This is a genomic window from Shewanella sp. Shew256 (assembly GCF_002196695.1).
Classification (GTDB): domain Bacteria; phylum Pseudomonadota; class Gammaproteobacteria; order Enterobacterales; family Shewanellaceae; genus Shewanella; species Shewanella mangrovisoli.
Genome location: NZ_NAJR01000006.1, coordinates 41,786 through 62,450, shown reverse-complemented (window position 1 = coordinate 62,450; position 20,665 = coordinate 41,786). Strand labels below are relative to the sequence as shown.

Annotated in this window: 24 protein-coding genes; 10 read left to right on the top strand and 14 right to left on the bottom strand. The window is 48.5% G+C overall.

All coding sequences use genetic code 11. The features are described 5' to 3' along the window. Positions 1–14: 14 nt before the first annotated feature. Complete coding sequence (locus tag B5P39_RS12600; protein WP_088211746.1) at positions 15–1,955, bottom strand: bifunctional diguanylate cyclase/phosphodiesterase; 1,941 nt, start codon at positions 1,953–1,955, stop codon at positions 15–17. Between the two features lie 253 nt (positions 1,956–2,208). Between B5P39_RS12600 and B5P39_RS12595 the strand changes: the two genes are divergently transcribed. Then, positions 2,209–2,931 carry a phosphatase PAP2 family protein gene (locus B5P39_RS12595; protein ID WP_254915781.1) on the top strand — a complete coding sequence of 241 codons (723 nt, stop codon included), beginning with the start codon at positions 2,209–2,211 and terminating at the stop codon, positions 2,929–2,931. A gap of 52 nt (positions 2,932–2,983) precedes the next feature. On the opposite strand, the gene B5P39_RS12590 is transcribed toward B5P39_RS12595, so the two are convergent. Further along, positions 2,984–3,532, bottom strand: coding sequence for a DUF2799 domain-containing protein (locus B5P39_RS12590; RefSeq protein WP_088211744.1), 549 nt, complete (start codon positions 3,530–3,532; stop codon positions 2,984–2,986). A 207-nt stretch (positions 3,533–3,739) separates the two neighbouring features. Between B5P39_RS12590 and B5P39_RS12585 the strand changes: the two genes are divergently transcribed. Further along, entirely contained in the window at positions 3,740–4,075 is a 336-nt protein-coding gene (locus B5P39_RS12585) for a hypothetical protein (RefSeq protein WP_254915780.1), read from the top strand. Positions 4,076–4,345: 270 nt separating this feature from the next. Then, positions 4,346–5,203, top strand: coding sequence for a PA4780 family RIO1-like protein kinase (locus B5P39_RS12580; RefSeq protein WP_011715841.1), 858 nt, complete (start codon positions 4,346–4,348; stop codon positions 5,201–5,203). Positions 5,204–5,925: 722 nt separating this feature from the next. On the opposite strand, the gene B5P39_RS12575 is transcribed toward B5P39_RS12580, so the two are convergent. Further along, a complete protein-coding gene (locus B5P39_RS12575) occupies positions 5,926–6,159 on the bottom strand; it encodes a transposase (RefSeq protein ID WP_011621463.1) in 234 nt (77 codons plus the stop codon). A gap of 655 nt (positions 6,160–6,814) precedes the next feature. Here B5P39_RS12575 and B5P39_RS12570 point away from each other — a divergent pair. Then, positions 6,815–7,507: an OmpA family protein gene (locus tag B5P39_RS12570; protein WP_011621464.1), complete on the top strand. Its 693-nt coding sequence runs from the start codon at positions 6,815–6,817 to the stop codon at positions 7,505–7,507. 236 nt (positions 7,508–7,743) lie between these two features. Further along, a complete protein-coding gene (locus B5P39_RS12565; protein WP_088211742.1) occupies positions 7,744–8,571 on the top strand; it encodes a molybdate ABC transporter substrate-binding protein in 828 nt (275 codons plus the stop codon). 75 nt (positions 8,572–8,646) lie between these two features. On the opposite strand, the gene mgtE is transcribed toward B5P39_RS12565, so the two are convergent. The 11 genes from mgtE to B5P39_RS12510 form a co-directional block, all read right to left on the bottom strand. Next, positions 8,647–10,011: a magnesium transporter gene (gene mgtE, locus B5P39_RS12560; protein WP_088211741.1), complete on the bottom strand. Its 1,365-nt coding sequence runs from the start codon at positions 10,009–10,011 to the stop codon at positions 8,647–8,649. A gap of 189 nt (positions 10,012–10,200) precedes the next feature. Beyond that, positions 10,201–10,476 carry an HPr family phosphocarrier protein gene (locus B5P39_RS12555; RefSeq protein WP_011627201.1) on the bottom strand — a complete coding sequence of 92 codons (276 nt, stop codon included), beginning with the start codon at positions 10,474–10,476 and terminating at the stop codon, positions 10,201–10,203. Continuing rightward, positions 10,463–11,317, bottom strand: coding sequence for an RNase adapter RapZ (gene rapZ, locus B5P39_RS12550; RefSeq protein WP_037422011.1), 855 nt, complete (start codon positions 11,315–11,317; stop codon positions 10,463–10,465). Before rapZ ends, B5P39_RS12555 begins: the two co-directional genes overlap by 14 nt. Further along, entirely contained in the window at positions 11,314–11,757 is a 444-nt protein-coding gene (gene ptsN / locus B5P39_RS12545; RefSeq protein WP_088211740.1) for a PTS IIA-like nitrogen regulatory protein PtsN, read from the bottom strand. Before ptsN ends, rapZ begins: the two co-directional genes overlap by 4 nt. Positions 11,758–11,759: 2 nt before the next feature. Then, the gene (gene hpf / locus B5P39_RS12540; RefSeq protein WP_007650503.1) at positions 11,760–12,047 is read right to left on the bottom strand and encodes a ribosome hibernation promoting factor; all 288 of its coding nucleotides are present in this window, start codon (positions 12,045–12,047) and stop codon (positions 11,760–11,762) included. A 28-nt stretch (positions 12,048–12,075) separates the two neighbouring features. After that, positions 12,076–13,551 (bottom strand): RNA polymerase factor sigma-54, encoded by a 1,476-nt coding sequence (locus B5P39_RS12535; RefSeq protein WP_088211739.1) that lies wholly within the window; start codon positions 13,549–13,551, stop codon positions 12,076–12,078. Between the two features lie 105 nt (positions 13,552–13,656). Next, positions 13,657–14,388: an LPS export ABC transporter ATP-binding protein gene (gene lptB / locus B5P39_RS12530; protein WP_011621471.1), complete on the bottom strand. Its 732-nt coding sequence runs from the start codon at positions 14,386–14,388 to the stop codon at positions 13,657–13,659. Continuing rightward, positions 14,385–14,936: a lipopolysaccharide transport periplasmic protein LptA gene (lptA, locus tag B5P39_RS12525; RefSeq protein WP_088211738.1), complete on the bottom strand. Its 552-nt coding sequence runs from the start codon at positions 14,934–14,936 to the stop codon at positions 14,385–14,387. Before lptA ends, lptB begins: the two co-directional genes overlap by 4 nt. After that, a complete protein-coding gene (lptC, locus tag B5P39_RS12520) occupies positions 14,923–15,483 on the bottom strand; it encodes an LPS export ABC transporter periplasmic protein LptC (RefSeq protein WP_011715847.1) in 561 nt (186 codons plus the stop codon). The genes lptA and lptC overlap by 14 nt, the downstream gene beginning before the upstream one ends. Next, positions 15,480–16,031: a 3-deoxy-manno-octulosonate-8-phosphatase KdsC gene (kdsC, locus tag B5P39_RS12515; protein ID WP_023268678.1), complete on the bottom strand. Its 552-nt coding sequence runs from the start codon at positions 16,029–16,031 to the stop codon at positions 15,480–15,482. Before kdsC ends, lptC begins: the two co-directional genes overlap by 4 nt. After that, positions 16,031–17,008: a KpsF/GutQ family sugar-phosphate isomerase gene (locus B5P39_RS12510; protein ID WP_011715849.1), complete on the bottom strand. Its 978-nt coding sequence runs from the start codon at positions 17,006–17,008 to the stop codon at positions 16,031–16,033. The genes kdsC and B5P39_RS12510 overlap by 1 nt, the downstream gene beginning before the upstream one ends. A 561-nt stretch (positions 17,009–17,569) precedes the next feature. Here B5P39_RS12510 and mlaF point away from each other — a divergent pair. The 5 genes from mlaF to B5P39_RS12485 are packed head-to-tail and all read left to right on the top strand — an operon-like array spanning position 17,570 to position 20,653. Beyond that, on the top strand, positions 17,570–18,388 hold the full coding sequence (gene mlaF, locus B5P39_RS12505; protein WP_011715850.1) for a phospholipid ABC transporter ATP-binding protein MlaF: 819 nt from the start codon (positions 17,570–17,572) through the stop codon (positions 18,386–18,388). After that, on the top strand, positions 18,385–19,170 hold the full coding sequence (gene mlaE, locus B5P39_RS12500) for a lipid asymmetry maintenance ABC transporter permease subunit MlaE (RefSeq protein ID WP_011715851.1): 786 nt from the start codon (positions 18,385–18,387) through the stop codon (positions 19,168–19,170). Before mlaF ends, mlaE begins: the two co-directional genes overlap by 4 nt. Positions 19,171–19,224: 54 nt before the next feature. Further along, positions 19,225–19,698, top strand: coding sequence for an outer membrane lipid asymmetry maintenance protein MlaD (mlaD, locus tag B5P39_RS12495; protein ID WP_011715852.1), 474 nt, complete (start codon positions 19,225–19,227; stop codon positions 19,696–19,698). Positions 19,699–19,709: 11 nt separating this feature from the next. After that, positions 19,710–20,363: an MlaC/ttg2D family ABC transporter substrate-binding protein gene (locus B5P39_RS12490; RefSeq protein WP_088211737.1), complete on the top strand. Its 654-nt coding sequence runs from the start codon at positions 19,710–19,712 to the stop codon at positions 20,361–20,363. Positions 20,364–20,368: 5 nt separating this feature from the next. Beyond that, on the top strand, positions 20,369–20,653 hold the full coding sequence (locus B5P39_RS12485) for an STAS domain-containing protein (protein WP_011715854.1): 285 nt from the start codon (positions 20,369–20,371) through the stop codon (positions 20,651–20,653). Positions 20,654–20,665 lie beyond the last annotated feature (12 nt).

Here is a 20,665-nt window from a genome sequence, read left to right as displayed (position 1 = left end):
TTTACAAAATGAATTTAAGCCTCTGGCTTGCGGATAAAATCCCGCTCAAACTGCGCTGGCGTCATGGGTTTGCCATAGAGATAGCCTTGGCCTAAATCGCATTCTTCACTGCGGATAAAACTGTCCTGATGGGTGTTTTCAACTCCCTCGGCAATCACCTTAAGTTTGAGCTTTTTACCTATGGCGATAATGGCCTTAGTTAACTCCCTGTCCTGCTCGCTGTTTTCGAGTTTGCTGATAAAGCAGCGGTCGATTTTTAGGGTATCGAAGGAGTATTTCTGTAGATAGCTTAATGAAGAGTAGCCAGTGCCAAAGTCATCGAGTGAGATGCGAATCCCCAGTTCCTGCAACTGCATAATGGCCTGGTGGGCCAAGTGTTCGTCCTGTAGCAACATGCCCTCGGTGATTTCCAGCTCCAGCGCCGTGGCGGGTAATTGGTACAGGGTTAATAGCTCGGCAATATGTTCGACAAAGCGGGGGTTACGCATTTGTACGGGGGAGATATTGATGGCGATTTTAAAGTCCCGCTGCAACATTTGGCACCAGTCGGCCGCTTGCTTAATGGCGCTGTGGAGCACGAAGTTACCTATCTCCATGATTTGTCCATTGCGCTCGGCCAAGGCGATAAATCGGTCGGGTGAAACCTGTCCTAACACCGGATTGTGCCAACGCAGCAACGCTTCAGCACCAATCACTTTGTGGGTCTTAAGTTCGATAAAGGGTTGGTAGTGCAGGCTTAATTCATTGTTTCTTAGGGCATCGACTAAGTGCGACTCGAGTTGATAGCGCTGGCTCAGTGCGATTTGGGTGTCTTGATTGAAAAAGCTATAGGGGATGCCTTCGGCCTTGCTGATGGTCATGGCGGCTCCGGCTTTTTGCAGCAGGGTTGCTGCATCGATACCGTCGCTTGGTGCCTGTGCTATGCCGATTGACGAGGGAATAGTGATCACGAAGTCTGCGATACCAAAGGGGGAATTGCAGCAGTTGATGATCTGATTCAGCAGTTTGTGGGTCTCTCGCTGCGAGGGCTTATGGGCTTGCACTAGCACAAACTCCGCCCCCGCAATGCGGGCAATAAAGGTATGGCCGTCTGTGCAATGTTGTAACCGCTGGCTCAAGATGGTGAGTATCTTATCGCCTATAAGATAACCATAGCTGTCATTAATGGACTTAAAGTTACGTAGCCCGAGGTAAAACACTGAGATTTTTTCTTTACGATTAATATCTTCCAGCATTTTCGCCAACGTATTGAGAAGATTGAGCCGATTGGGGAGGCCTGTCAGCGGATCGTAACTCTTATGGTACTCAAGTGAGCTTTCGGTGGTGGTGCGCGTTTCGATTTCACGGATCAATTTGGCACTCAGCTCGGCCAACTCGTGGGTGCGTTGCTGGACTTTTTGCTCGAGTTGCTGGTTATGGAGCTGCAATTTAGCCTGTTGATAAAGAGTGATCAGATTGGTTTCGATGGCATTTTGAAACCGCGCTAACAAACTGCGAAATTGCTGGCTGTAGTTGCGCTCCTTATTATCGAGCATACAAATGGTGCCGAAGGTGCTGTTATCGGGCCAATGTAACGGCAGGCCGCAGTAGGCAATCATTCCTAGCTTTATGTCGGGATTTTTATCCCAATTGGCATCCTTTAAGGCATTGGGGATGTGGAGTTCACGGCACTCTTTCATCACTGTCTCGCAATAGAGACCATGCCCTAAATGTTCTTTATCGTGGGGGTTGTAGGGATTCCCCTGACTATGGCTCGAAGCAAACACCTCTATCTCGGTGGGGTGGACACGCATGATAAGCGCGGCAGGTGTATCCACAATTTCGGAGAGCAGATCTAAGGTTTGTTGCCAATTCTCTAGCATCTCAGGTGGTACGGTAATTTTTCCTGTCTCAATTGCCATGTCGGCGAATATACGCTCTTTTTGAGATTGTTGGAGGGCAAACTTGTAGGGCATTTGAGGCTCATCCGAAAGCAGGTTGTTGTTTATAAACTATAGTCTTTTTCTCTCAGCGCGAGTTTACCCAAACAATTAAGTTTGCTTTACTTTGTAAATGGTATGTTAATTCCCATGTTTTGTATTTCTTAAGCTTTTGATAAGAATTCGACCGTAGTCTGGTGCTGGGTATTTTTGGCGAGTGAATAATTAAGTGCATCACAATAACAAAAGCGACGTTAGGACGACATTTTTCAGCTTCGCAAAGGGACATTTGCTTGCACCTTGGCTCGTGTTTGCGGTGATTATTTTTTGGCTCGAATTGACCCATGCCGATATGCGCTTCGCCAGCTTATTATTTCACTGGCAGGGTGGTGTCGATTCTTGGCCACTGCGCGGCCATTGGTTGACTGAGAATTTGCTGCATGTGACTGGGCGAAACTTGGTTATTTTGCTTGCCGTTGTCGTAGTTAGCTGCATTGGTTTAAGTTTTCGCATCGACAAACTGCGCCCCTACCGTAAAGGCTTTATCTATTTATTCTGCAGTGTGCTGGCCAGTGTGGTTTTAGTGCGCCTTGGTAAGAGTCTTACTCATATGACTTGCCCTTGGGATGTGCTTGAGTTTGGCGGTCGCATGATGCATTCATCCCTGTTTGCTCGCTTGCCAGAGGGTGCCGAGTTTGGTCAGTGTTTCCCCGGTGGACATTCGAGCGGCGGTTTTGCTTGGGTGGCAAGCTATTATGTGCTGAAGGAATACCGCCCAGCTTATGCCAAAGCGGGTCTCATCTTTGGGATAGTATTAGGTGCAGTGTTTGGTTTCGCGCAGGAGCTTCGTGGTGCCCATTTCTTGAGTCATGACCTCTGGAGTCTGGCCATCACTTGGACATCCGCCAGCTTGCTCTACTATGGCTTCTTCCTTCGTGTGCCCAAGGTTAAAAAGATTAAAGTCGCCAACCAAATCAGTATTATCAATACCAAAGAAGCCATCTCTAAGTGATGGCTGATCCCTCAAGCCATTGTTAACCCTCAAACTAGTCTGAGGCGAAGGCTTAGAAGCGAAACTCAAAGCGGATATCGCCTTGGCGCAATCTGAGTCTTTCGTCGAGGAGATGGTTTTTCTCGTTCAATAGGATGTTCTTCTGCCGCAGCAGATCGGCTTTATCGGTGAGATTGTTCAGCTTGTTGTTGATGCTGCCGATTTCGATATCGATGGCATTTAGGCGGTCGGCAATTTCAGCCAGACGCTTATTCACCAAATATTGCTCGTGTCCTTGGTTATAACGCTCAACAAACTGATTGTTGTTACAAACGCCGTAGTAACTTTCTCCAGCTAAACCTACGCGGTAGCCATTTTCGGGCAGACAATAGCTGATAAGCCCCTGCTGATACCCCTGTTGCCACTGGGCAGCATCCACCTTGAGGTTAAACTCATGACAATCCTGCTGATATTGATTGAGCAGGCTCGCGTTGGCGCCTCGATTACCATCGGCTAAGCCCGTGGCGTACCAGTCATTATCTCGGCATTCCTCGAGTGAGAGACTCGTGCATTGGGTGAGGGAGAGGGCGGTAAGAGCCAAAGCAAGGTTAAGATAGCGCATTTAAAAATCAGATCAGTCACAAAAGGGCATCAGCATAAAGCTTAGGGGAGGGGAGAGCCAGTGCTATATTGCGCCCGCAATACGGTTATCTGGCACAGCGCTTTGGCAGGCTTTTCCTATCTGAGTCACAACTCGCGTGATGCAATAATGCTAAGGCATTGAGTTAATGTTAGTTTTAATTTTTAACCCATTGTATTGGATATGCTTATGCAGGTTTTGCCACCTCCATCAGATAGCTCGCCCTTGGGGACAAAACGATCTGTACCACACAATGAGACGGCTTCTGTGCCAGCAAAAGAGCTGAAGGCGGAACTGAAGAGTAGTACAGGACCTCAAGAGTCGAGCGATAACAAGACTCAGACTGAGGTCGGCGCTCTGCAATCCTTTGCCCATGGCGCGCTTGGTCTGGCTGAGCCGCAGGGGCGTGAATCAGTCCATGAGCCGAAAGCATCGTCCCAAGAGAATGTTCAAGGCTATTACAAAGCCGGACAATTGCTCAAAGCTGCGGCAACGGTTGGCAGTGTGATTGCGCTCTTCGTATAAATCACGATGGATTTCATAGCCTTGTTGCTTGGGTCAATCGATGCGCTCGTTAAGCCAAGGTACAGGCAATCAGGGTTAATTTTCAGCAGCTTTACTGACGGTAAATCCACTGCGTTTTGCTATTGTGTTCCTGCACGAGGTGCTTTAGTTTTTACTGAAGTCAGGTATCTTTAACTGAATCTTTTTATCTATCCTCTTTATAAGGCTGCTTTTATATGAAGATTTGCCCGGCACATTCCATCTTACGCCTAAGTAAGGTATAAGGTCGGTATGAAAACTCCTAAACGAATCCAACCTCTGGTTGATGAAGGGCTGGTTGACGAAGTCATTAGCCAACTGATGAGCGGTAAAGAGGCTACAGTGTACGTGGTACGCTGTGGTGAGGATATTCGCTGCGCCAAGGTGTATAAAGAAGCGGAGAAACGCAGTTTTAAGCAGGCGGTGGTTTACCAAGAGGGACGTAAAGTCCGTAATAGTCGCCGAGCCAGAGCGATGGAAAAAGGCTCCAAGTTTGGCCGCGAACAAATGGAAGAGGCCTGGCAGAGCGCTGAGGTCGATGCGTTGTTTCGTTTAGCCGATGCGGGCGTCAGAGTACCAACGCCCTTTGGCTGTTTCGATGGCGTATTGTTGATGGAACTCGTCACCGACAGTGAAGGCCATGTCGCGCCCCGTCTAAATGATGTGAGTTTCAGTGCTGAGCAAGCCATCCACGACCATGGGTTAGTGATGACCTATGTCAAACGTATGCTCTGTGCAGGTTTAGTCCACGGCGACTTATCCGAGTTTAACGTCCTAGTGGATGCTAATGGCCCTGTGATTATCGATTTGCCTCAGGCTGTCGATGCCGCGGCCAACAACCATGCGAAATGGATGCTGGAGCGTGATGTTAACAACATGACGCAATATTACGGTCAGTACGCCCCTGAGCTGCTCAAGACCCAATATGCCAAAGAAATGTGGGCACTGTTCGAAGCGGGACAATTAAAAGCGGATACGCCGCTCACGGGTAAATTTACCGAAGTATTAGTCGATGCCGATGTCAATTCAGTGTTAGATGAGATCCAAGCCGCCTATGATGAGGCGCAGGAGCGTAAGCTGCGACTACAAGAGGCTAACGAAAACTATTAGCTGACATCACAATAAAAAAGACGCCAGATGGGCGTCTTTTTTATTGGACAAATCCTTTCGATGCAGTCATAAAAACAGTGGCATTACCGTCCTTGGCATGGGCACTCAGCCCCTTCCTTTCCATTGAACCACTCAATAAAAGGACAAGACCTAAGGGAGAAATATATTGATGGGTCACAGAGCCCTATCGACATATTAATCTTTGGGGGAGACAACTCCCTCGAGCCTTGCCGAAACCTTTGGTGTTGCAAGCAACACAGCCATCCATGGCGCGCTATCCTAGTCTAGCGCTGGATCGTCTTTGATCCGTGAATAAAAGGACAAGACCCAAGAGGGTAATATGTTCGTGACTTGGGGGAGCACAATTCACATATTTGATCTTTGGGGGAGATAGCTCCCTCTAAAGCCTTGTCAAAACCTTTCCTCTTTTGCTATCGCATACCCTTTAAGCATTAAGTTGACAGAGCCGGATAGTAAACTGCACAGTTATTATTGTTATTTGTACGATTTATATCTTAGGTCGTTGGGGAGCGATAATAGATACCCATCCGACCCTGTCTAAACTGTTATTGATCACTCATTCTATTCATTGGATGACAAGGCCGGACGTAAAAGGGCGCTGTTATTATTGTTTTTAGCACAACTTTCATACCGCGTTAGACCTACAGGGCAATATGCAATGGGGTCCGGCCTTGTCGATAAGGGCACTGGGCGAGGTTACCTCAACCTATAGTGCGTAATTCACTGTTTAGCTGTTTAATGCGTTTCTGCAACTGCGCAATTTCAGAGATTAAAGCGCACTCCCTTTGCTGCGGCTGTTGCTCACTTTCCCTTACCCATTGGTAAACCGCTTTAGCCGAAATACCGTACTGTCGTGCGACATCAGAGAGTAATCTGCCTTTGACTTTCACTTCAAAAATAACGTCAGGTTTAAGACTATGATTGGCGATTCCCATGGGTTATCCCTCTTACTCTATGTTTTGTCTGCTTGCTGGTTCTTTCGGTGCTTTCCTTGGTGATTAGTGACGCTGTTCTATATCCCACTGGCTGTGTCCTAGGTGGCGCAGGGACAACCATTCGTGGCGACAATGACTAATAAGTTTCATCAGATGTTTCATCTCAATTCTCCTCAATCCACTTAGGGATTGTGCTTCGATTACATGCCTCACAACGGGCACTTAGATTAACGTCCATTGATGTCAAACAGCTTACATAAGGTGTTGAGTGAGTGGCTTTGAGCGCCTCTGCTCTTCTACCTATTTATTAGTATGTAAAATCCGTGCCAACATTTATAAATTTATATTTTTATTAAAAATCATAGGCTTATTGAAATGTTTCAAACGGTGGCTTTTTTAAGCCATGTCTGAAACGGTGCAGCTTGCACTATTTCAGTGCTTTTACTCTAAATGTTGTACAGATGATCTTAAGATGTTTTTATTTAGTGTTGTTTTCGATTGAATCAGTCATAAACTGAGCAAAGAAGCGATTAAAGATTGTCTCAAAAGAGAATGCTTATATACTGCGATTTTTTATGGTGTCCTTTGGCGACTTGCCACGCCCTTTGCCTTTTGGCGGGCAAATACCATCATCAATCATGTTATGAGGTCATAAATGATGAAGCCTTCTCTGATCAAATCACTGCCAGCATCTAAGCTTGCGATTGTTGTGGTGACAGGCGCCTTGATTGCGTCTGGATGTTCTACAGTCAATCCCTATACCAATGAGCAACAAACGGCAAAAGCAACGACGGGCGCCTTAATTGGTGCGGTTGCCGGCGCGGCTGTTGGGGTTGCGTCCTCTAGCAAGAGCGACCGTGGTAAAGGTGCTTTAATTGGTGCAGCCTCAGGCGCCGCCGTCGGTGGTGGGATTGGTTACTACATGGATGTGCAAGAAACCAAACTGCGCCAACAACTGGCCTCGACAGGCGTGAGTGTAACCCGCGACGGTGACAATATTATTCTCAATATGCCAAACGAAGTGACCTTTGGTGTCGACCAAACTGAGCTGAGTGATGGCGCTAAACGCGTACTTAACTCAGTGGCGCTGGTGGCCAAGGAATACAGCAAGACTCAACTGAACGTATTAGGTTACACCGATAGCAGCGGATCAGATTCTTACAACCTACGTTTATCACAAGTCCGCGCAAGCGAAGTGGGCAACTACCTGATGAGCAAAGGCGTGGCTTCTGCTCGCGTTAAATCTAAGGGCATGGGTGAGGCGAGTCCTATCGCATCGAATGCGAATGCCGCAGGTCGCGCGCAAAACCGTCGAGTAGAAATTGTGTTAACCCCAACGGGGCAATAATTTCCATAAAATAAGAGTCGCCTACGGGCGACTTTTTACTCTCTGCACTCGGTGATTTTTATTAGGGAGCAATTTGCATTCGGGGACAATTTGTCCATTCACCTAAACGACTTAAGTGATCTTGGCCACAATCGTCCCGATTTGAATTTATCCAGCAGCGGTAATACTTGATCCGCTAAAGGTTTTGCCGTCTTGTATGCACTAGGACATTTTCCTGTGCAAACGGAGATAACAGCATGGCAAAACAGGGTTTAGTGTTAGCAATCAGTTTAGGGGCAACATTGATGGCGGGAATGGCACAAGGCGCGCCAATGAGCACTGCAGCGACAGCCCCTATTGAACTCAGGGCCGCAGGCAGTTTAAAGGCGGCAATGAACGATATTATTGCCGCTTATCAAGCGAAATCCGACGCTAAAGTTGTGGCGCAATATGCGCCTTCGGGCTTATTACTCAAGCGGATCCAAGAGGGTGAGCGAGTTGATATCTTCGCTTCGGCGAATATGAAACACCCGCAGGCCTTAGTCGATGCGGGAGCGGGTCAACAGGTGCAAATGTTTGCCCGTAACCAGCTCTGTGCCATTGCCCAGGCGGATGTACCACTCACCAGTGCGAACTTATTAGACACCCTGCTCGCGCCGCAAATGAAGCTTGGTACGTCAACGCCAAAAGCCGATCCCGCGGGGGATTATGCTTGGGCAGTGTTTGCGAAAGCCGAGGCCTTAAAAGCTAATGCAAAAACCACATTAGAAACCAAAGCATTGCAGCTAACGGGTGGGCCTGAGAGTGCTAAACCGCCCAAAGATCGTAATCCCTATGCTTGGGTGATGGAAAATAAGCAGGCGGACGTGTTCTTAACCTATTGCACCAATGCGGTGCTGGCACAAAAAGAAGTGCCGAGCCTCAAGATTGTCGATTTACCGCCAGAGTTAGCCGTTGGCGCCGACTATGGCCTATTGGTGTTGAAGGATGCCAATAGTGCGGCCGCGCCTCTGGCCGAGTTTATTTTATCCCCTGAGGGACAAGCGATTTTAACGGGCTATGGCTTTCAGCCACCTAAAAAATAGTGCTAATCGATCTATTAAAAATGGCGCCCTATGGCGCCATTTTTGTTGTTCGTTTTAGCAAGGCTTAGGCCTGTGCTAGTGCATTAAATACAAGGTCGCTAATCCTAGGAAGGCAAATAAGCCAATAACATCGGTGACTGTGGTGAGCACCATACCGCCCGCTAACGCCGGATCTACTTTTAAACGCTTTAAGATCAGCGGAATACTGGCGCCAGCCAGTCCAGCGACTGTCATATTGATGAGCATTGCACCGCCAATCAGGCTGGCAAGCGCCATATCATCTTTCCAAACTAAAACCGCGATAAACACCAAAATCGACCACATGAGGCCGTTCAAAAAGCCAATGGCGAGTTCTTTGCCAATCAGCCAGCGGGCATTACTCTGGCCAATATGGCCCAAGGCAATCCCGCGGATCACTAGGGCTAAGGTTTGATTACCCGCGACCCCGCCCATGCTCGGTACAATCGTCATTAAAATCGCAATCGTGGCGAATTGTTCGATTGTGCCTTCAAACATATTGCTGACAGAGGCTGCTAATAGGGCGGCAAACAGGTTAATCGTCAGCCAGAGTGAACGGCGGAAAGTACTCTTTACCACAGGGGCGAAGGTGTCTTCATCGTCGTCCATCCCCGCCATCCCCATCATGGAGTGCTCGGCGTCTTCACGGATAACATCCACCACGTCATCGATGGTGATACGTCCGAGTAACTTGCCATCACTATCAACCACTGGTGCGGATACCCAGTCATGGCGCTCGAAAAGTTGCGCCACTTCGCTGTCGGACATGCCCACGGGAATGCTCTCGATATCGGTATCGATAATGCTGCTGATATGAGTATTGGGATCGCAGGTGAGCAGATCCGCAAGTTTAACCCCGCCGAGTACGCGATCGTGTTTATCCACCACATATAAGGTGTCAGTGGTGTCGGGCAGATTGCCCCGTTGGCGCAAATAACGCAGTACCACATCGATATTCACATCGGGCCTTAAGGTCACTGTATCTGTGTTCATTAGGCTGCCCGCGGTTTCATCGGGGTAGGAGAGCGCCTGCTCGACCCGCTGGCGGTTTTGCAGGCTCATAGACTGCAATACTTGCTTATAGACGGTATCCGGCAAGCTTCGCAGGATATAAGCGAGATCGTCCGTATCCATACTGGCGGTCGCCTTGGCGACCCGTTCAGGACTCATGGCGCGGATCAATGGGTCTTTTAACTCTTCACTGAGTTCATCGAGAATATCCCCGAGCTGATCTTGATCGATAAGTTGCCATAACACTTGCCGCGCTTTAGGGGGCGAGGACTCTAGAATCAATGCGATATCCGATGCCGCCATGTTTTGCAGCATTTGCCTGACATGCACAAACATACCACTGTTGAGGGCTTGACTCAGTTGGTCGAGACGGTGTTCGGCTTGTAAACTGTCTGAGGCTTCTACAGGCATGTTTCCTCCATGGCGGCGGTGGATGGGTTGGCGTTTAGCTATTGAGGACTTAAGCCAAAGCGCAGCAGTACATTGTAATTTAGCGCACGGGAGGGCGTCGAGTCACAAATGTGTTTTACTGGTATAAGGTGCTGAAATCAAAACCAAACAGGATACTGAATACCGGCAGGGATCATCGAGATGATACCATCAGCAGGCTTCGTCAAACTTAGCGTCGATAAGGGCACAAATGGCATTAAGTGCAGGCTCGGCATCCGGGCCTTCGGCGATGAGGGTGATGGTTTTACCCATGCCCGTCTCGAGCATGAGTAAACCCAATACACTGGCGGCAGAGGCCTGTTTTTCACCTTGGATCAGCGTAATGCTGGCATCAAACTCAGAAGCAAGCACTACGAGCTTTGTGGCGGCGCGGGCATGTAAGCCGAGTTTATTGCAGATGGTGACTTGGCGCTCAAGTTTTGGCATGGCTCAACTCTCGATGGCGCGCATTGACTTTATGTTTGCCATTACTAAAACGTTTAGCTAGTTGCTCAGCTACATAGACTGAGCGGTGTTGGCCACCTGTGCAACCAATCGCAATCGTGAGATAGCTACGATTATTGCGCTCTAAATGGGGCAACCAGGTTTCGAGCAAATTCTCGATTTGCCAGATGAACTTATTCACCAGTGGCTGGCGATTTAAAAACTCCGCTACGGGTTCATCTAAACCGGTGAGAGGTCTAAGCTCCGGTTCCCAATGGGGATTTGGCAAAAAGCGCACATCAAACATAAAGTCAGCTTCGGTCGGCATACCATGCTTAAAACCGAAGGACTCGAAGTTGATCACCAGTTCCTTATCGACACTGCCAAGGAGTATTTGCCGCACTTGGTCGCTGAGTTCATAGATATTCAGATTCGAGGTATCTATATAGTGATCCATCTGCTGTGACAGCGGCTCGAGCAATTTGCCTTCAAGCTTGATGGCTTCTTGCAGTGACACTCGGCTCTTAGATAAGGGATGTAAGCGCCGCGTTTCACTGTAGCGTTTGAGCAACACTTTATCGCTGGAGTTTAAGAAGAAGCTGGTGAGTTCAGTGCCCGTAGGCAGGCTGGCAAGCTGTTTAACCAGCACTTTGTCTTGCTCTGGTAAATTGCGCACGTCAACACTGATAGCAACGAGATCGTTACTGCCTTTGAGCTGTTCAAGCAAACTGCCAATCAAAGGCAAAGGCAAATTATCGACACAATAGTAGCCGAGATCTTCAAGCACTCTAAGTGCGACCGATTTGCCTGAGCCTGAACGCCCTGACACTATGACCAGTTTCATCCAATGATTACCTGATAGAGTTCCGTTTCATCATGCGTCTTGCGCAATTGTTTTAATATTTGCTTGTCACTGAGCTTTTCAGCCATGCAGGACAAAGTGCTTAAGTGCTGTTGACATTGGTCAGCAGGCACCAGCAGCGCAAATAAAATGTCGACAGGTTGTTTATCGATAGCATCAAAGGCTATCGGCTCCTCACATTTCACCAATATGGCTATGGGTTGTGTTATATCGGTTAATCGACCATGTGGAATGGCGATGCCGTTACCTATACCTGTGCTCCCCATCTTTTCGCGCGCCACTAGGCTTTCGAAGATCTCTTGAGATGAGAGGGTGGGGTACTGGGCAGCGGCTAAGTCGCTGATAAGTTCCAGTACCTTTTTCTTACTGCCCGGAGTGGCGCAGGTCGTGCATTCCGGCCGCAGTATGGTACGAAGTTCCATTGCTAGTGTTTTGTTAACTTCTCTTTGTGTTTAATAACCTGACGATCAAGCTTGTCGATCAGGACGTCTATGGCAGCATACATATCTGCATGCTCTGAAGTCGCGAAGACTTCACCACCGGTGAGGTTGATTCTCGCTTCGGCAATTTGTTGCATTTTCTCAACATTGAGCACAACGTGCACATTATTGATCTGTTCGAAATGACGTTCAAGTTTTGAAAACTTTTCCTCAACATAAGCCCGTAACGATTCAGTAATCTCGATATGGTGTCCACTCAGGTTTATTTGCATATAAACGTCCTCCGATTTCCATTTTAGGCTATAAACTTTTACGCTGATTGGAAGGGGGAATAAGCATCGCTTCTCTGTACTTCGCAATGGTTCTGCGCGCAACGTTAATTCCCTGTTCTGCCAGAAGCTGTGCCATCTTGCTGTCGCTTAATGGTTTTTTCTGGTTTTCCGCTGCAACCAGTTTCTTAATGAAGGCTCTGATTGCCGTGGATGAGCACTCACCGCCATCATCAGTCCCGACGTGGCTTGAGAAGAAATATTTTAGTTCAAAAAGTCCCTTTGGGGTATGCATGTATTTTTGCGTCGTCACCCGTGAAATGGTGGACTCATGCATCTCTACCGCCTCGGCGATATCGTTCAGGACCATAGGTTTCATGGCTTCTTCACCGTATTCGAAGAAGCCCTGTTGATATTGCACTATGCAGTTTGCCACCTTGAGCAGTGTTTCGTTACGGCTTTCAAGGCTTTTGATAAACCACTTGGCCTCTTGCAGATGCCCGCGGATAAATTGGCTATCGGCTTGGCTTTTGGTGCTGCGCGCCATGGCTGCATATTGCTGATTAACATTGATTTTTGGCATGCAATCTGGATTTAACTCGACCACCCAGCGACCGTTTTTCTTCGATACCGACACATCGGGGATGACATATTCTTCATCAACAGGGGTGATGAGCAAACCGGGGCGAGGGTTTAAAGTTTGGATCAGCGCTATGCTGTCCCTTAACTCGTCCTCTTTAAGTTTGGTCTTACGCATCAACAACCTAAAGTCGCGGGCAGCGATCAGATCTAAATGATCTTTGATCAGCATACGGGCGTTTTCGAGGTGTGGGGTATCCGGCGAAAAATGGGAGAGTTGGATAAGCAGACATTCGCTTAAATCCCTTGCGGCGACACCAACGGGATCGAAGTGTTGAATACGCTTGAGCACGGCTTCGACTTCATCCAGTTCTATCTCTGGATTGCCCATGGCCTCGAGGATATCTTCAGTACTTTGAGTGAGATAACCTTGATCGTCGATGGCATCAATAATCGCGGTGGCGATGGCTAAATCGGTTTCAGAGAAGGGCGTGAGGTTTTTTTGCCATTCTAAATGTTCGTACAGGCCTTCACTGGTTTCCCCTTGGAAGGGCATGTCATCTTCACGGCTGGCGCCAGAACCTGAGTTTGGCGAGGCGGTAAAGACTTCATCCCAAGTAGTATCCATGGGCAGTTCTTCGGGCAGGGATTCTTTGGTCAGCGACTCGGCAATGTCCACGGTGGAATTGTCTTGTTCCTGTGGCTGGGCCGTCGTTTCGCTAAAGTCGGTATCGGCGATATCTTGCTTACGTTCGGTAGGCGCGTCGAACTGCTCCTCTTCCAGCTCGAGAAGAGGATTAGAGTCTAAGGCTTGCTGGATCTCTTGCTGCAGTTCCAATGACGACAATTGCAACAGACGAATGGCCTGTTGGAGTTGTGGCGTCATGGTTAACTGTTGACCCAGTTTGAGCTGGAGTGACGCTTTCATGTTACCGCTGATCCCTACGTTATTATTTTGAATTTAGGCCGCTTGTTATCATATTGATGGCGCTTATAAGCCAAAATTCAAGGCTAATTGGCTCTGTTTAAGTAACTATAGCCTGAATTGTTCACCTAAGTACACAGCCCTAACTTGCTGATTGTCTAAGATCTCTGCGGGAGTTCCTTCGGCAATCAGGTTTCCGTGACTGACAATGTAGGCATGTTCACAGACGTCTAAGGTCTCGCGTACATTGTGGTCTGTGATCAGTACCCCAAGGCCTCGGCTCTTGAGTTGTTCGATGATTTTCTTGATATCGATAACCGAAATCGGGTCGACACCGGCGAAGGGTTCATCGAGCAGAATAAACTTGGGATTGGCCGCTAAGGCGCGGGCAATTTCGACGCGGCGACGTTCACCGCCCGATAACGACATGCCTTGGCTATCGCGAATATGGGTGATATGGAACTCTTCGAGCAGATGTTCCAGCTCTTCTTCGCGTTGATCGCGATTGAGCTCTTTACGGGTTTGCAGTACTGCCATGATATTGTCGTGCACGGTCAGCTTGCGAAAGATACTGGCTTCCTGTGGCAGGTAACCAATGCCTTTACGGGCGCGCAGGTGCATGGGATCGGCGGTTAAATCATCATCGTCGATAAAGATATGGCCTTTATCGCTTTTGACTAAGCCCACGACCATGTAAAAGGTGGTGGTTTTACCTGCGCCGTTTGGGCCGAGTAAGCCGACGACTTGACCCGTTTTCACCGTCAGGCTGACATCTTTCACAACCTGACGACTCTTATAACTCTTAGCGAGATTCTGTGCTTTTAAGGTGATTTGGGTCATTTAGAGTCCTGTTTTTTCACAGGTTTGTCCGCGGGCTGGTTCTTGATCTCTTCCTGATAGTTATCAGGTTGAATAATGGTAATCACGCGATCATCACCGCTACCCGTACTTTCAGCGATCAATTTTTGCTGAATAATATCGTAACGGATGAGGTTACCCGTCACTTGGCTACCCGCTTGGTCTAGGCTCGCTGAGCCCGTCAAAGTTAGGGTGCGGGTCGCCATTTCGTAGCGAATTTCTTTCGCGCTCGCTGAAGCTGGGCGTCCATCGTCGAGGATCTGGCTATACGTCGCAGGATTACCGGTTGCCACTAAAATCTTGCTGTTTTCCCCTTCGGCAGAAAATGCACGTAGTTGATCTGCATGGATTTTGATCGATCCTTGGGTGACTTCAACCGGACCGAAGAAAATGATCTGGTTGTTTTTAATGTCCGCAGTTTGGCTAACGGCTTTAATTTTCACTTCTTGCTGTAAGTCACCAACCTTGGCGAAGGCGCTCATGCTGGTGATTAGCATTAGGCCGGCAAGTAATATGTTATTTTGCTTCATAGGTTCCTACTACCTGACTGGTCAATTGCACTTCCTGCGCGTTAAGGTCGGCATAAAGGCCTTGCCCTTGAATATTAAAATCTTTCCCTGTGACGTAAATGATGCGGTCAGAGGTCATTATCATAGTGTTGAGATCGAGTTCTAAAAAACTGGTGGACAATGTCTGTATGGGTTCACCAGGGCTGATGGCATCGATAATAACATTATTTTCTAATACAACCTTGCCGGTATCTTTGTTGAGTCGACCTTGATCGGCTCGGATCTGCCATTTTGCTTTACCTTGGTCGGGATAGACAAGATAAACGGGCTCAGTAAAGTCGGTTTGGTTTTTCAGCTCATAGTGTTCCATGTGCTTTGCCGTGACGCGACTGTTAACTTGCCCTTGCTCATTAAACTCAATGCTGCGCAGATCTTCGATAATGTAATCGGGTCTGTCACTGACGTTCAAGCTGTCATCCGTATCGCCACCGCGTTTTTGCTGCACTTGCCAATATAGCACCAGCGCAGTACCAAAAAAGGCGATAATGGCGAGGGTCACACGACTCATATGCTCATCCCATGGGCGGAAGTGAACTTATTTTGGCTCAGCAAGAGCAGATCCGTGAGTTCCCTGAGTGCGCCATGTCCACCATTCAAGTGAGTCACAAAATGGGCATGTTGACGGACATAGGGATGACCATCGGCAACACAGACGGCCAAGCCGACCACATTCATCACCGGCAAGTCGACAATATCATCACCGATATAGGCGACTTCTTCTGGGGTGACATTGTAGAGCGACAGCAGCTCTTCATAGGGAACGAATTTATTATCCACGCCCTGATAAATATGCGTCACACCCAGAGCCGTCATGCGGTTTTCGACAATTTTAGACTGACGGCCAGTGATGACCGCCAGATTAAAACCACTGGTCAATAATGAGCGCACGCCATAACCATCGCGGGTGTGGAAGGCTTTGAGTTCTTCCCCTGAGTTGCTCAAATAAATGCGGCCGTCGGAAAACACCCCGTCCACATCGCAGATCAGCAGTTTAATTTTTTGCGCCCTTTGCCAAACATCGTCGCTGATGGGGCCATAAAAACCTTGCTGTGGCATTAAATCACTCCCGCTTTAACCATATCGAGCATATTGAGGGCTCCGACAGGATGATGTTCTTTATCTATCACTATCAGGCCGTTGATATTTTTGGAATCCATCACTTGCAGCGCCTGCGCCGCTAAAACGTTTTCAGTAATTGTGACACAGTTTCGCGTCATCACATCGGCAATCGGCGTGGTGCGTAGGTTGACTTGGGCATCGATAACGCGGCGCAGGTCGCCGTCGGTAAAGATACCCACGAGTTTGTTTTGTTCATCGATAACCGCAGTCATGCCAAGGCCTTTCTTGGAGATCTCATACAGGGCATCGGTGATGCAGATATCGTGTTTAACCAGTGGTAAATCATCGCCGCTGTGCATCACGTTGCTGACTTTAAGCAGCAGCTTACGGCCTAAGGCACCGCCCGGATGGGACATGGCGAAATCTTCCCGGGTAAAGCCTTTGGCTTGCAGCAGCGCAATGGCGATGGCATCGCCCATGACTAAGGTTGCCGTGGTGCTGGAGGTTGGCGCAAGCCCAAGCGGGCAGGCTTCCTCAGGTACTTCAATACATAAATGAATTTTAGAGAGACGCGCCATGGTGGATTCTGGCTTGCCAGTCATGGCAATCACAGGGATGGCTTTACGCTGGATAACTGGCATCAGCGCGAGGATTTCGCTCGACTCGCCCGAGTTTGAAATCGCAAGAATCACATCATTGTCAGAGAGCACGCCTAGGTCACCATGGCTGGCTTCGCCTGGATGGACAAAAAACGCTGGGGTGCCTGTGCTGGCGAGGGTGGCCGAGATTTTATTGCCAATGTGGCCTGATTTCCCCATCCCCATCACGATCACTTTGCCGGTGCAGTTGAGAATTAACTCGCAGGCTTGGGCAAATTCAACGGAATCGACATATTGATAAAGATTGTCGAGGGCCGATTTTTCAATATCGATGACTTTACAGCCCCACTGGCGTAATTGTGATTGGTCTACCATGTCTATCTCTCTTCTTGCATTGTCTTTGTCGCCCCGTTCTGGGATTGGAATAGCACAATTTGGTACGCGATAAAGATGATAAAATTAACGGCTTCTTACTCGGAGTAGCGTCTTATTGTTCTGCCCTTGCCTATAGGGTTTGAGGCAATAGGGTAGGATAACCTGTTTAGCGATTGAATGCCTTGAGCAAAATCATCGTCTTGGTTGTTTTGTGCTGCCACTTTTATTGCTATGGCCGCCATGATAACCAGTTTGACATTCAATATGGCTTTTGAGTTAAGTTGTCTTGCCTAGTTCAGTGTTATTTCGCTTATCTTATTAGCCTTAACTAAACAATCCTGCTGATTAATCAACAAGGATGAAAACATTAAGTAACACTTTATCTTCACAGAGCGAAAACTTAGGGCGCATTCTCGCTGGAAATGAGGCAAATTGAAAGTATCGCAGGACGATAGTGTCGATTCTGTTGTAGGTTAAAGCGCAATTACGTACAATTTGCGGCTCTTCGATTGGTCTGGGCAGGAAGCGTAGGCCACCTCTTTTCAAATATCGGAATCAAGCATGACTCAAGAACAAACGCCGTTGGTTGAGATCCGTCATTTGGGCTTCAGCCGTGGCCAGCGTGTCATATATGAAGATATTAGCCTGTCTATCCCTCGGGGCAAAGTCACCGCCATTATGGGCCCCAGTGGTATAGGTAAAACCACTTTGCTTAAGCTTATCGGTGGCCAATTAACGCCCGATAGCGGCCAAGTGTTGTTCGATGGTCAGGATGTGCATGCCGCGAGTCGTAGCCAATTATTCGAACTGCGTAAGCGCATGAGTATGTTGTTTCAAAGTGGCGCCTTATTCACCGATATCAACGTCTTCGATAACGTCGCCTTTGCGCTGCGTGAGCACTCGGGTTTACCTGAAGAGATTATCCGCTCAATCGTATTGATGAAGCTCGAAGCCGTTGGCCTGCGTGGCGCCGCGCAGATGATGCCAAGTGAGTTATCCGGTGGGATGCAGCGCCGTGCCGCCCTTGCTCGGGCAATCGCCCTTGAGCCTGAAATGGTGATGTACGATGAGCCTTTTGCCGGACAAGACCCGATTTCCATGGGCGTACTGGTGAAACTTATCCGCGAACTCTCCGATGCGTTGAATCTGACCTCGATTGTGGTGTCCCACGATGTGGATGAAGTACTCGGAATTGCAGATTATGTGTATGTGGTGGCCGATAAAAGAGTGATCGCCCATGGCACGCCTGAGGAGTTAAAGCATGCGGACAATCCGCAGCTCAAACAGTTTATTCAAGGCGCGCCCGACGGCCCAGTGCCTTTCCACTATCCGGCGAAGGATTATCAGCAAGAATTAATGGCTAAAGGAGCTGGCAAGTGAAGTTATTCGACAGTATTGCCGACCTCGGCCGCAGCGCTATCGATTTAGTGCTCGGTTTTGGCCGTGCGGGCCTGATGCTCTGGGGCGCGATTTTTCGCTGGCCTCGGGTGCGTAAAGGTTTTCCATTATTAGTGCGCCAAATCTATGTGGTCGGCGTACAATCTATGGTCATTATTGTGGTCTCGGGCCTGTTTATCGGCATGGTGTTGGCGCTGCAGGGCTACAACATCTTAGTCGGTTTTGGTACTGAGGAGAGCTTAGGCCCCATGGTGGCCTTAAGCTTACTGCGCGAACTCGGTCCTGTGGTCACCGCATTATTATTTGCGGGCCGCGCAGGCTCGGCGCTGACCGCCGAAATCGGTTTGATGAAGAGTACCGAGCAGTTATCCAGCTTAGAGATGATGGCGATTGACCCGCTCAGGCAAATCATTGCGCCACGCTTTTGGGCGGGGGTGATCAGTATGCCGCTGTTGGCGCTGATGTTTACTGCGGTAGGCATTTATGGCGGCCATTTAGTGGGCGTGGAATGGAAAGGTATCGATGGCGGGGCTTTCTGGTCGATTCTGCAAGCCTCGGTCGAATGGCGCCAAGACATAGTGAACTGCCTGATTAAGAGCGGCGTGTTTGCCGTGGTGGTGACTTGGATTGCCTTATACCGCGGTTATCAAGTGGTGCCGAATCCTGAAGGGATCAGCCGTGCAACCACCTCAACCGTGGTGCAATCGAGCCTCGCCGTACTGGCATTGGACTTTTTACTAACAGCCCTGATGTTTGGCCGCTAACGGATTGCAGCGCCAAGGATACAGATAGACGGATTAACAGAGTGGTAACTGAGCATGTTGACACGAAAAATTGAATTATTAGTGGGTATGTTTCTCTTAACGGGCTTAGCGGCCTTTTTGGTGTTGGTGTTTAAAGTCGCCAATATTGAAGTGCAGACCAGCGACAGCAGCTATACCCTCACCGCCAACTTCACCAATATCGGTGGCTTAAAGGTACGCTCTCCGGTCAAGGTCGGCGGCGTAGTGGTTGGCCGCGTGAGTAAGATTGATTTAGACCCAGTCAAACTGGTGGCTGTGGTGACGATTGTGATGGACAAACGTTTCGATAAGTTCCCTGAAACCAGTAGCTTAGCTATTTTAACTTCAGGTTTACTCGGTGAGCAGTTCCTCGGATTAACACCGGGCTTTGTCGATGATGATGTGAGTATGCTTAAGGATGGCGACAAGATTGACGATACTCGCTCCGCATTAGTGTTAGAAGATCTGATTGGTCAGTTCTTATATAGTATGGGTTCAAAGGATAAATAGGGGTTACCGCTATGTTTAAACGCTTATCGCGCTTTTTACTGCCGTTAGTATGGATATTTACCGCAACGACCGCACTGGCGGATGATGCACCGATTAACACTATGGATCCGTACGCCATGGTGAAATCCGTTGCCAACAAAACCTTCGACCGCTTTCATCAAGATAAAGCCTTGATCGACGCCGATGCGGATCATTTAAAGGTGATCGTGCGCGAAGAGTTGATGCCTTATATCGACTATAAATACGCCTCTTACAAAGTGTTAGGCCAGTATTTAAAAGAGTCGACCGAAGATCAGCGCAATCGCTTCGTCGATGCCTTCGAAGGCTACCTAGTCTCAACCTATGCCCAAGCGTTTACCGAATACACTAACCAAAAAGTAGAGTTTTTTCCCGGTAGTGATTTCAGCAATGAGAAGATTGTCGATGTCAACGTACAGATTATCGAAGCGGGTCGTCCGCCGATTAAGCTGTTGTTTAAAGTGCGTCGCCTTAAGGATGACTCTTGGAAGGCGTTTGACTTAGTTGCCGAAGGCGTAAGTTTGCTGTCCTCTAAGCAATCTGAAATCTCGAATCTTATCCGCCAACAAGGGATTGATGCCGTGATCAAGATGCTGGAAGAGCGCACCAAAGACAAAGTGACTAAACAGTCTAAAGCAGGGAAGTAAGCGCCGTGGTTGAATTTGTGCAACAGGGTAAAATTTGCCACCTCAAAGGGCGTTTATCACAGGAGCAAGTGGTCGCACTTTGGCCGCAAAGGCAAAGCCTGTTAAGCCAAGATACCCAAATGTTGTCGCTCACTGAGCTGGAGTACAGCGACAGTGCTGGCGTGGCATTTTTGCTGGCGTTAGTGCGCCAGCATGGCACGCCATTGCAGTTGTGCTCAGCATCGGATCAGCTAAAAAAATTAATCGATTTATATGATTTACAGTCCTTCTTCACCGAAGAAGCGAATTGAAAAGGTAACGAA

Excerpts from the sequence above, each read along its gene's own strand:
- B5P39_RS12600 (WP_088211746.1), bottom strand. The coding sequence starts at position 1,955 with ATGCCCTACAAGTTTGCCCTCCAACAATCTCAAAAAGAGCGTATATTC.
- B5P39_RS12590 (WP_088211744.1), bottom strand. The coding sequence starts at position 3,532 with ATGCGCTATCTTAACCTTGCTTTGGCTCTTACCGCCCTCTCCCTCACC.
- B5P39_RS12585 (WP_254915780.1), top strand. The coding sequence starts at position 3,740 with ATGCAGGTTTTGCCACCTCCATCAGATAGCTCGCCCTTGGGGACAAAA.
- B5P39_RS12580 (WP_011715841.1), top strand. The coding sequence starts at position 4,346 with ATGAAAACTCCTAAACGAATCCAACCTCTGGTTGATGAAGGGCTGGTT.
- B5P39_RS12575 (WP_011621463.1), bottom strand. The coding sequence starts at position 6,159 with ATGGGAATCGCCAATCATAGTCTTAAACCTGACGTTATTTTTGAAGTG.
- B5P39_RS12570 (WP_011621464.1), top strand. The coding sequence starts at position 6,815 with ATGATGAAGCCTTCTCTGATCAAATCACTGCCAGCATCTAAGCTTGCG.
- B5P39_RS12565 (WP_088211742.1), top strand. The coding sequence starts at position 7,744 with ATGGCAAAACAGGGTTTAGTGTTAGCAATCAGTTTAGGGGCAACATTG.
- mgtE (WP_088211741.1), bottom strand. The coding sequence starts at position 10,011 with ATGCCTGTAGAAGCCTCAGACAGTTTACAAGCCGAACACCGTCTCGAC.
- B5P39_RS12555 (WP_011627201.1), bottom strand. The coding sequence starts at position 10,476 with ATGCCAAAACTTGAGCGCCAAGTCACCATCTGCAATAAACTCGGCTTA.
- rapZ (WP_037422011.1), bottom strand. The coding sequence starts at position 11,317 with ATGAAACTGGTCATAGTGTCAGGGCGTTCAGGCTCAGGCAAATCGGTC.
- ptsN (WP_088211740.1), bottom strand. The coding sequence starts at position 11,757 with ATGGAACTTCGTACCATACTGCGGCCGGAATGCACGACCTGCGCCACT.
- hpf (WP_007650503.1), bottom strand. The coding sequence starts at position 12,047 with ATGCAAATAAACCTGAGTGGACACCATATCGAGATTACTGAATCGTTA.
- B5P39_RS12535 (WP_088211739.1), bottom strand. The coding sequence starts at position 13,551 with ATGAAAGCGTCACTCCAGCTCAAACTGGGTCAACAGTTAACCATGACG.
- lptB (WP_011621471.1), bottom strand. The coding sequence starts at position 14,388 with ATGACCCAAATCACCTTAAAAGCACAGAATCTCGCTAAGAGTTATAAG.
- lptA (WP_088211738.1), bottom strand. The coding sequence starts at position 14,936 with ATGAAGCAAAATAACATATTACTTGCCGGCCTAATGCTAATCACCAGC.
- lptC (WP_011715847.1), bottom strand. The coding sequence starts at position 15,483 with ATGAGTCGTGTGACCCTCGCCATTATCGCCTTTTTTGGTACTGCGCTG.
- kdsC (WP_023268678.1), bottom strand. The coding sequence starts at position 16,031 with ATGCCACAGCAAGGTTTTTATGGCCCCATCAGCGACGATGTTTGGCAA.
- B5P39_RS12510 (WP_011715849.1), bottom strand. The coding sequence starts at position 17,008 with ATGGTAGACCAATCACAATTACGCCAGTGGGGCTGTAAAGTCATCGAT.
- mlaF (WP_011715850.1), top strand. The coding sequence starts at position 17,570 with ATGACTCAAGAACAAACGCCGTTGGTTGAGATCCGTCATTTGGGCTTC.
- mlaD (WP_011715852.1), top strand. The coding sequence starts at position 19,225 with ATGTTGACACGAAAAATTGAATTATTAGTGGGTATGTTTCTCTTAACG.
- B5P39_RS12490 (WP_088211737.1), top strand. The coding sequence starts at position 19,710 with ATGTTTAAACGCTTATCGCGCTTTTTACTGCCGTTAGTATGGATATTT.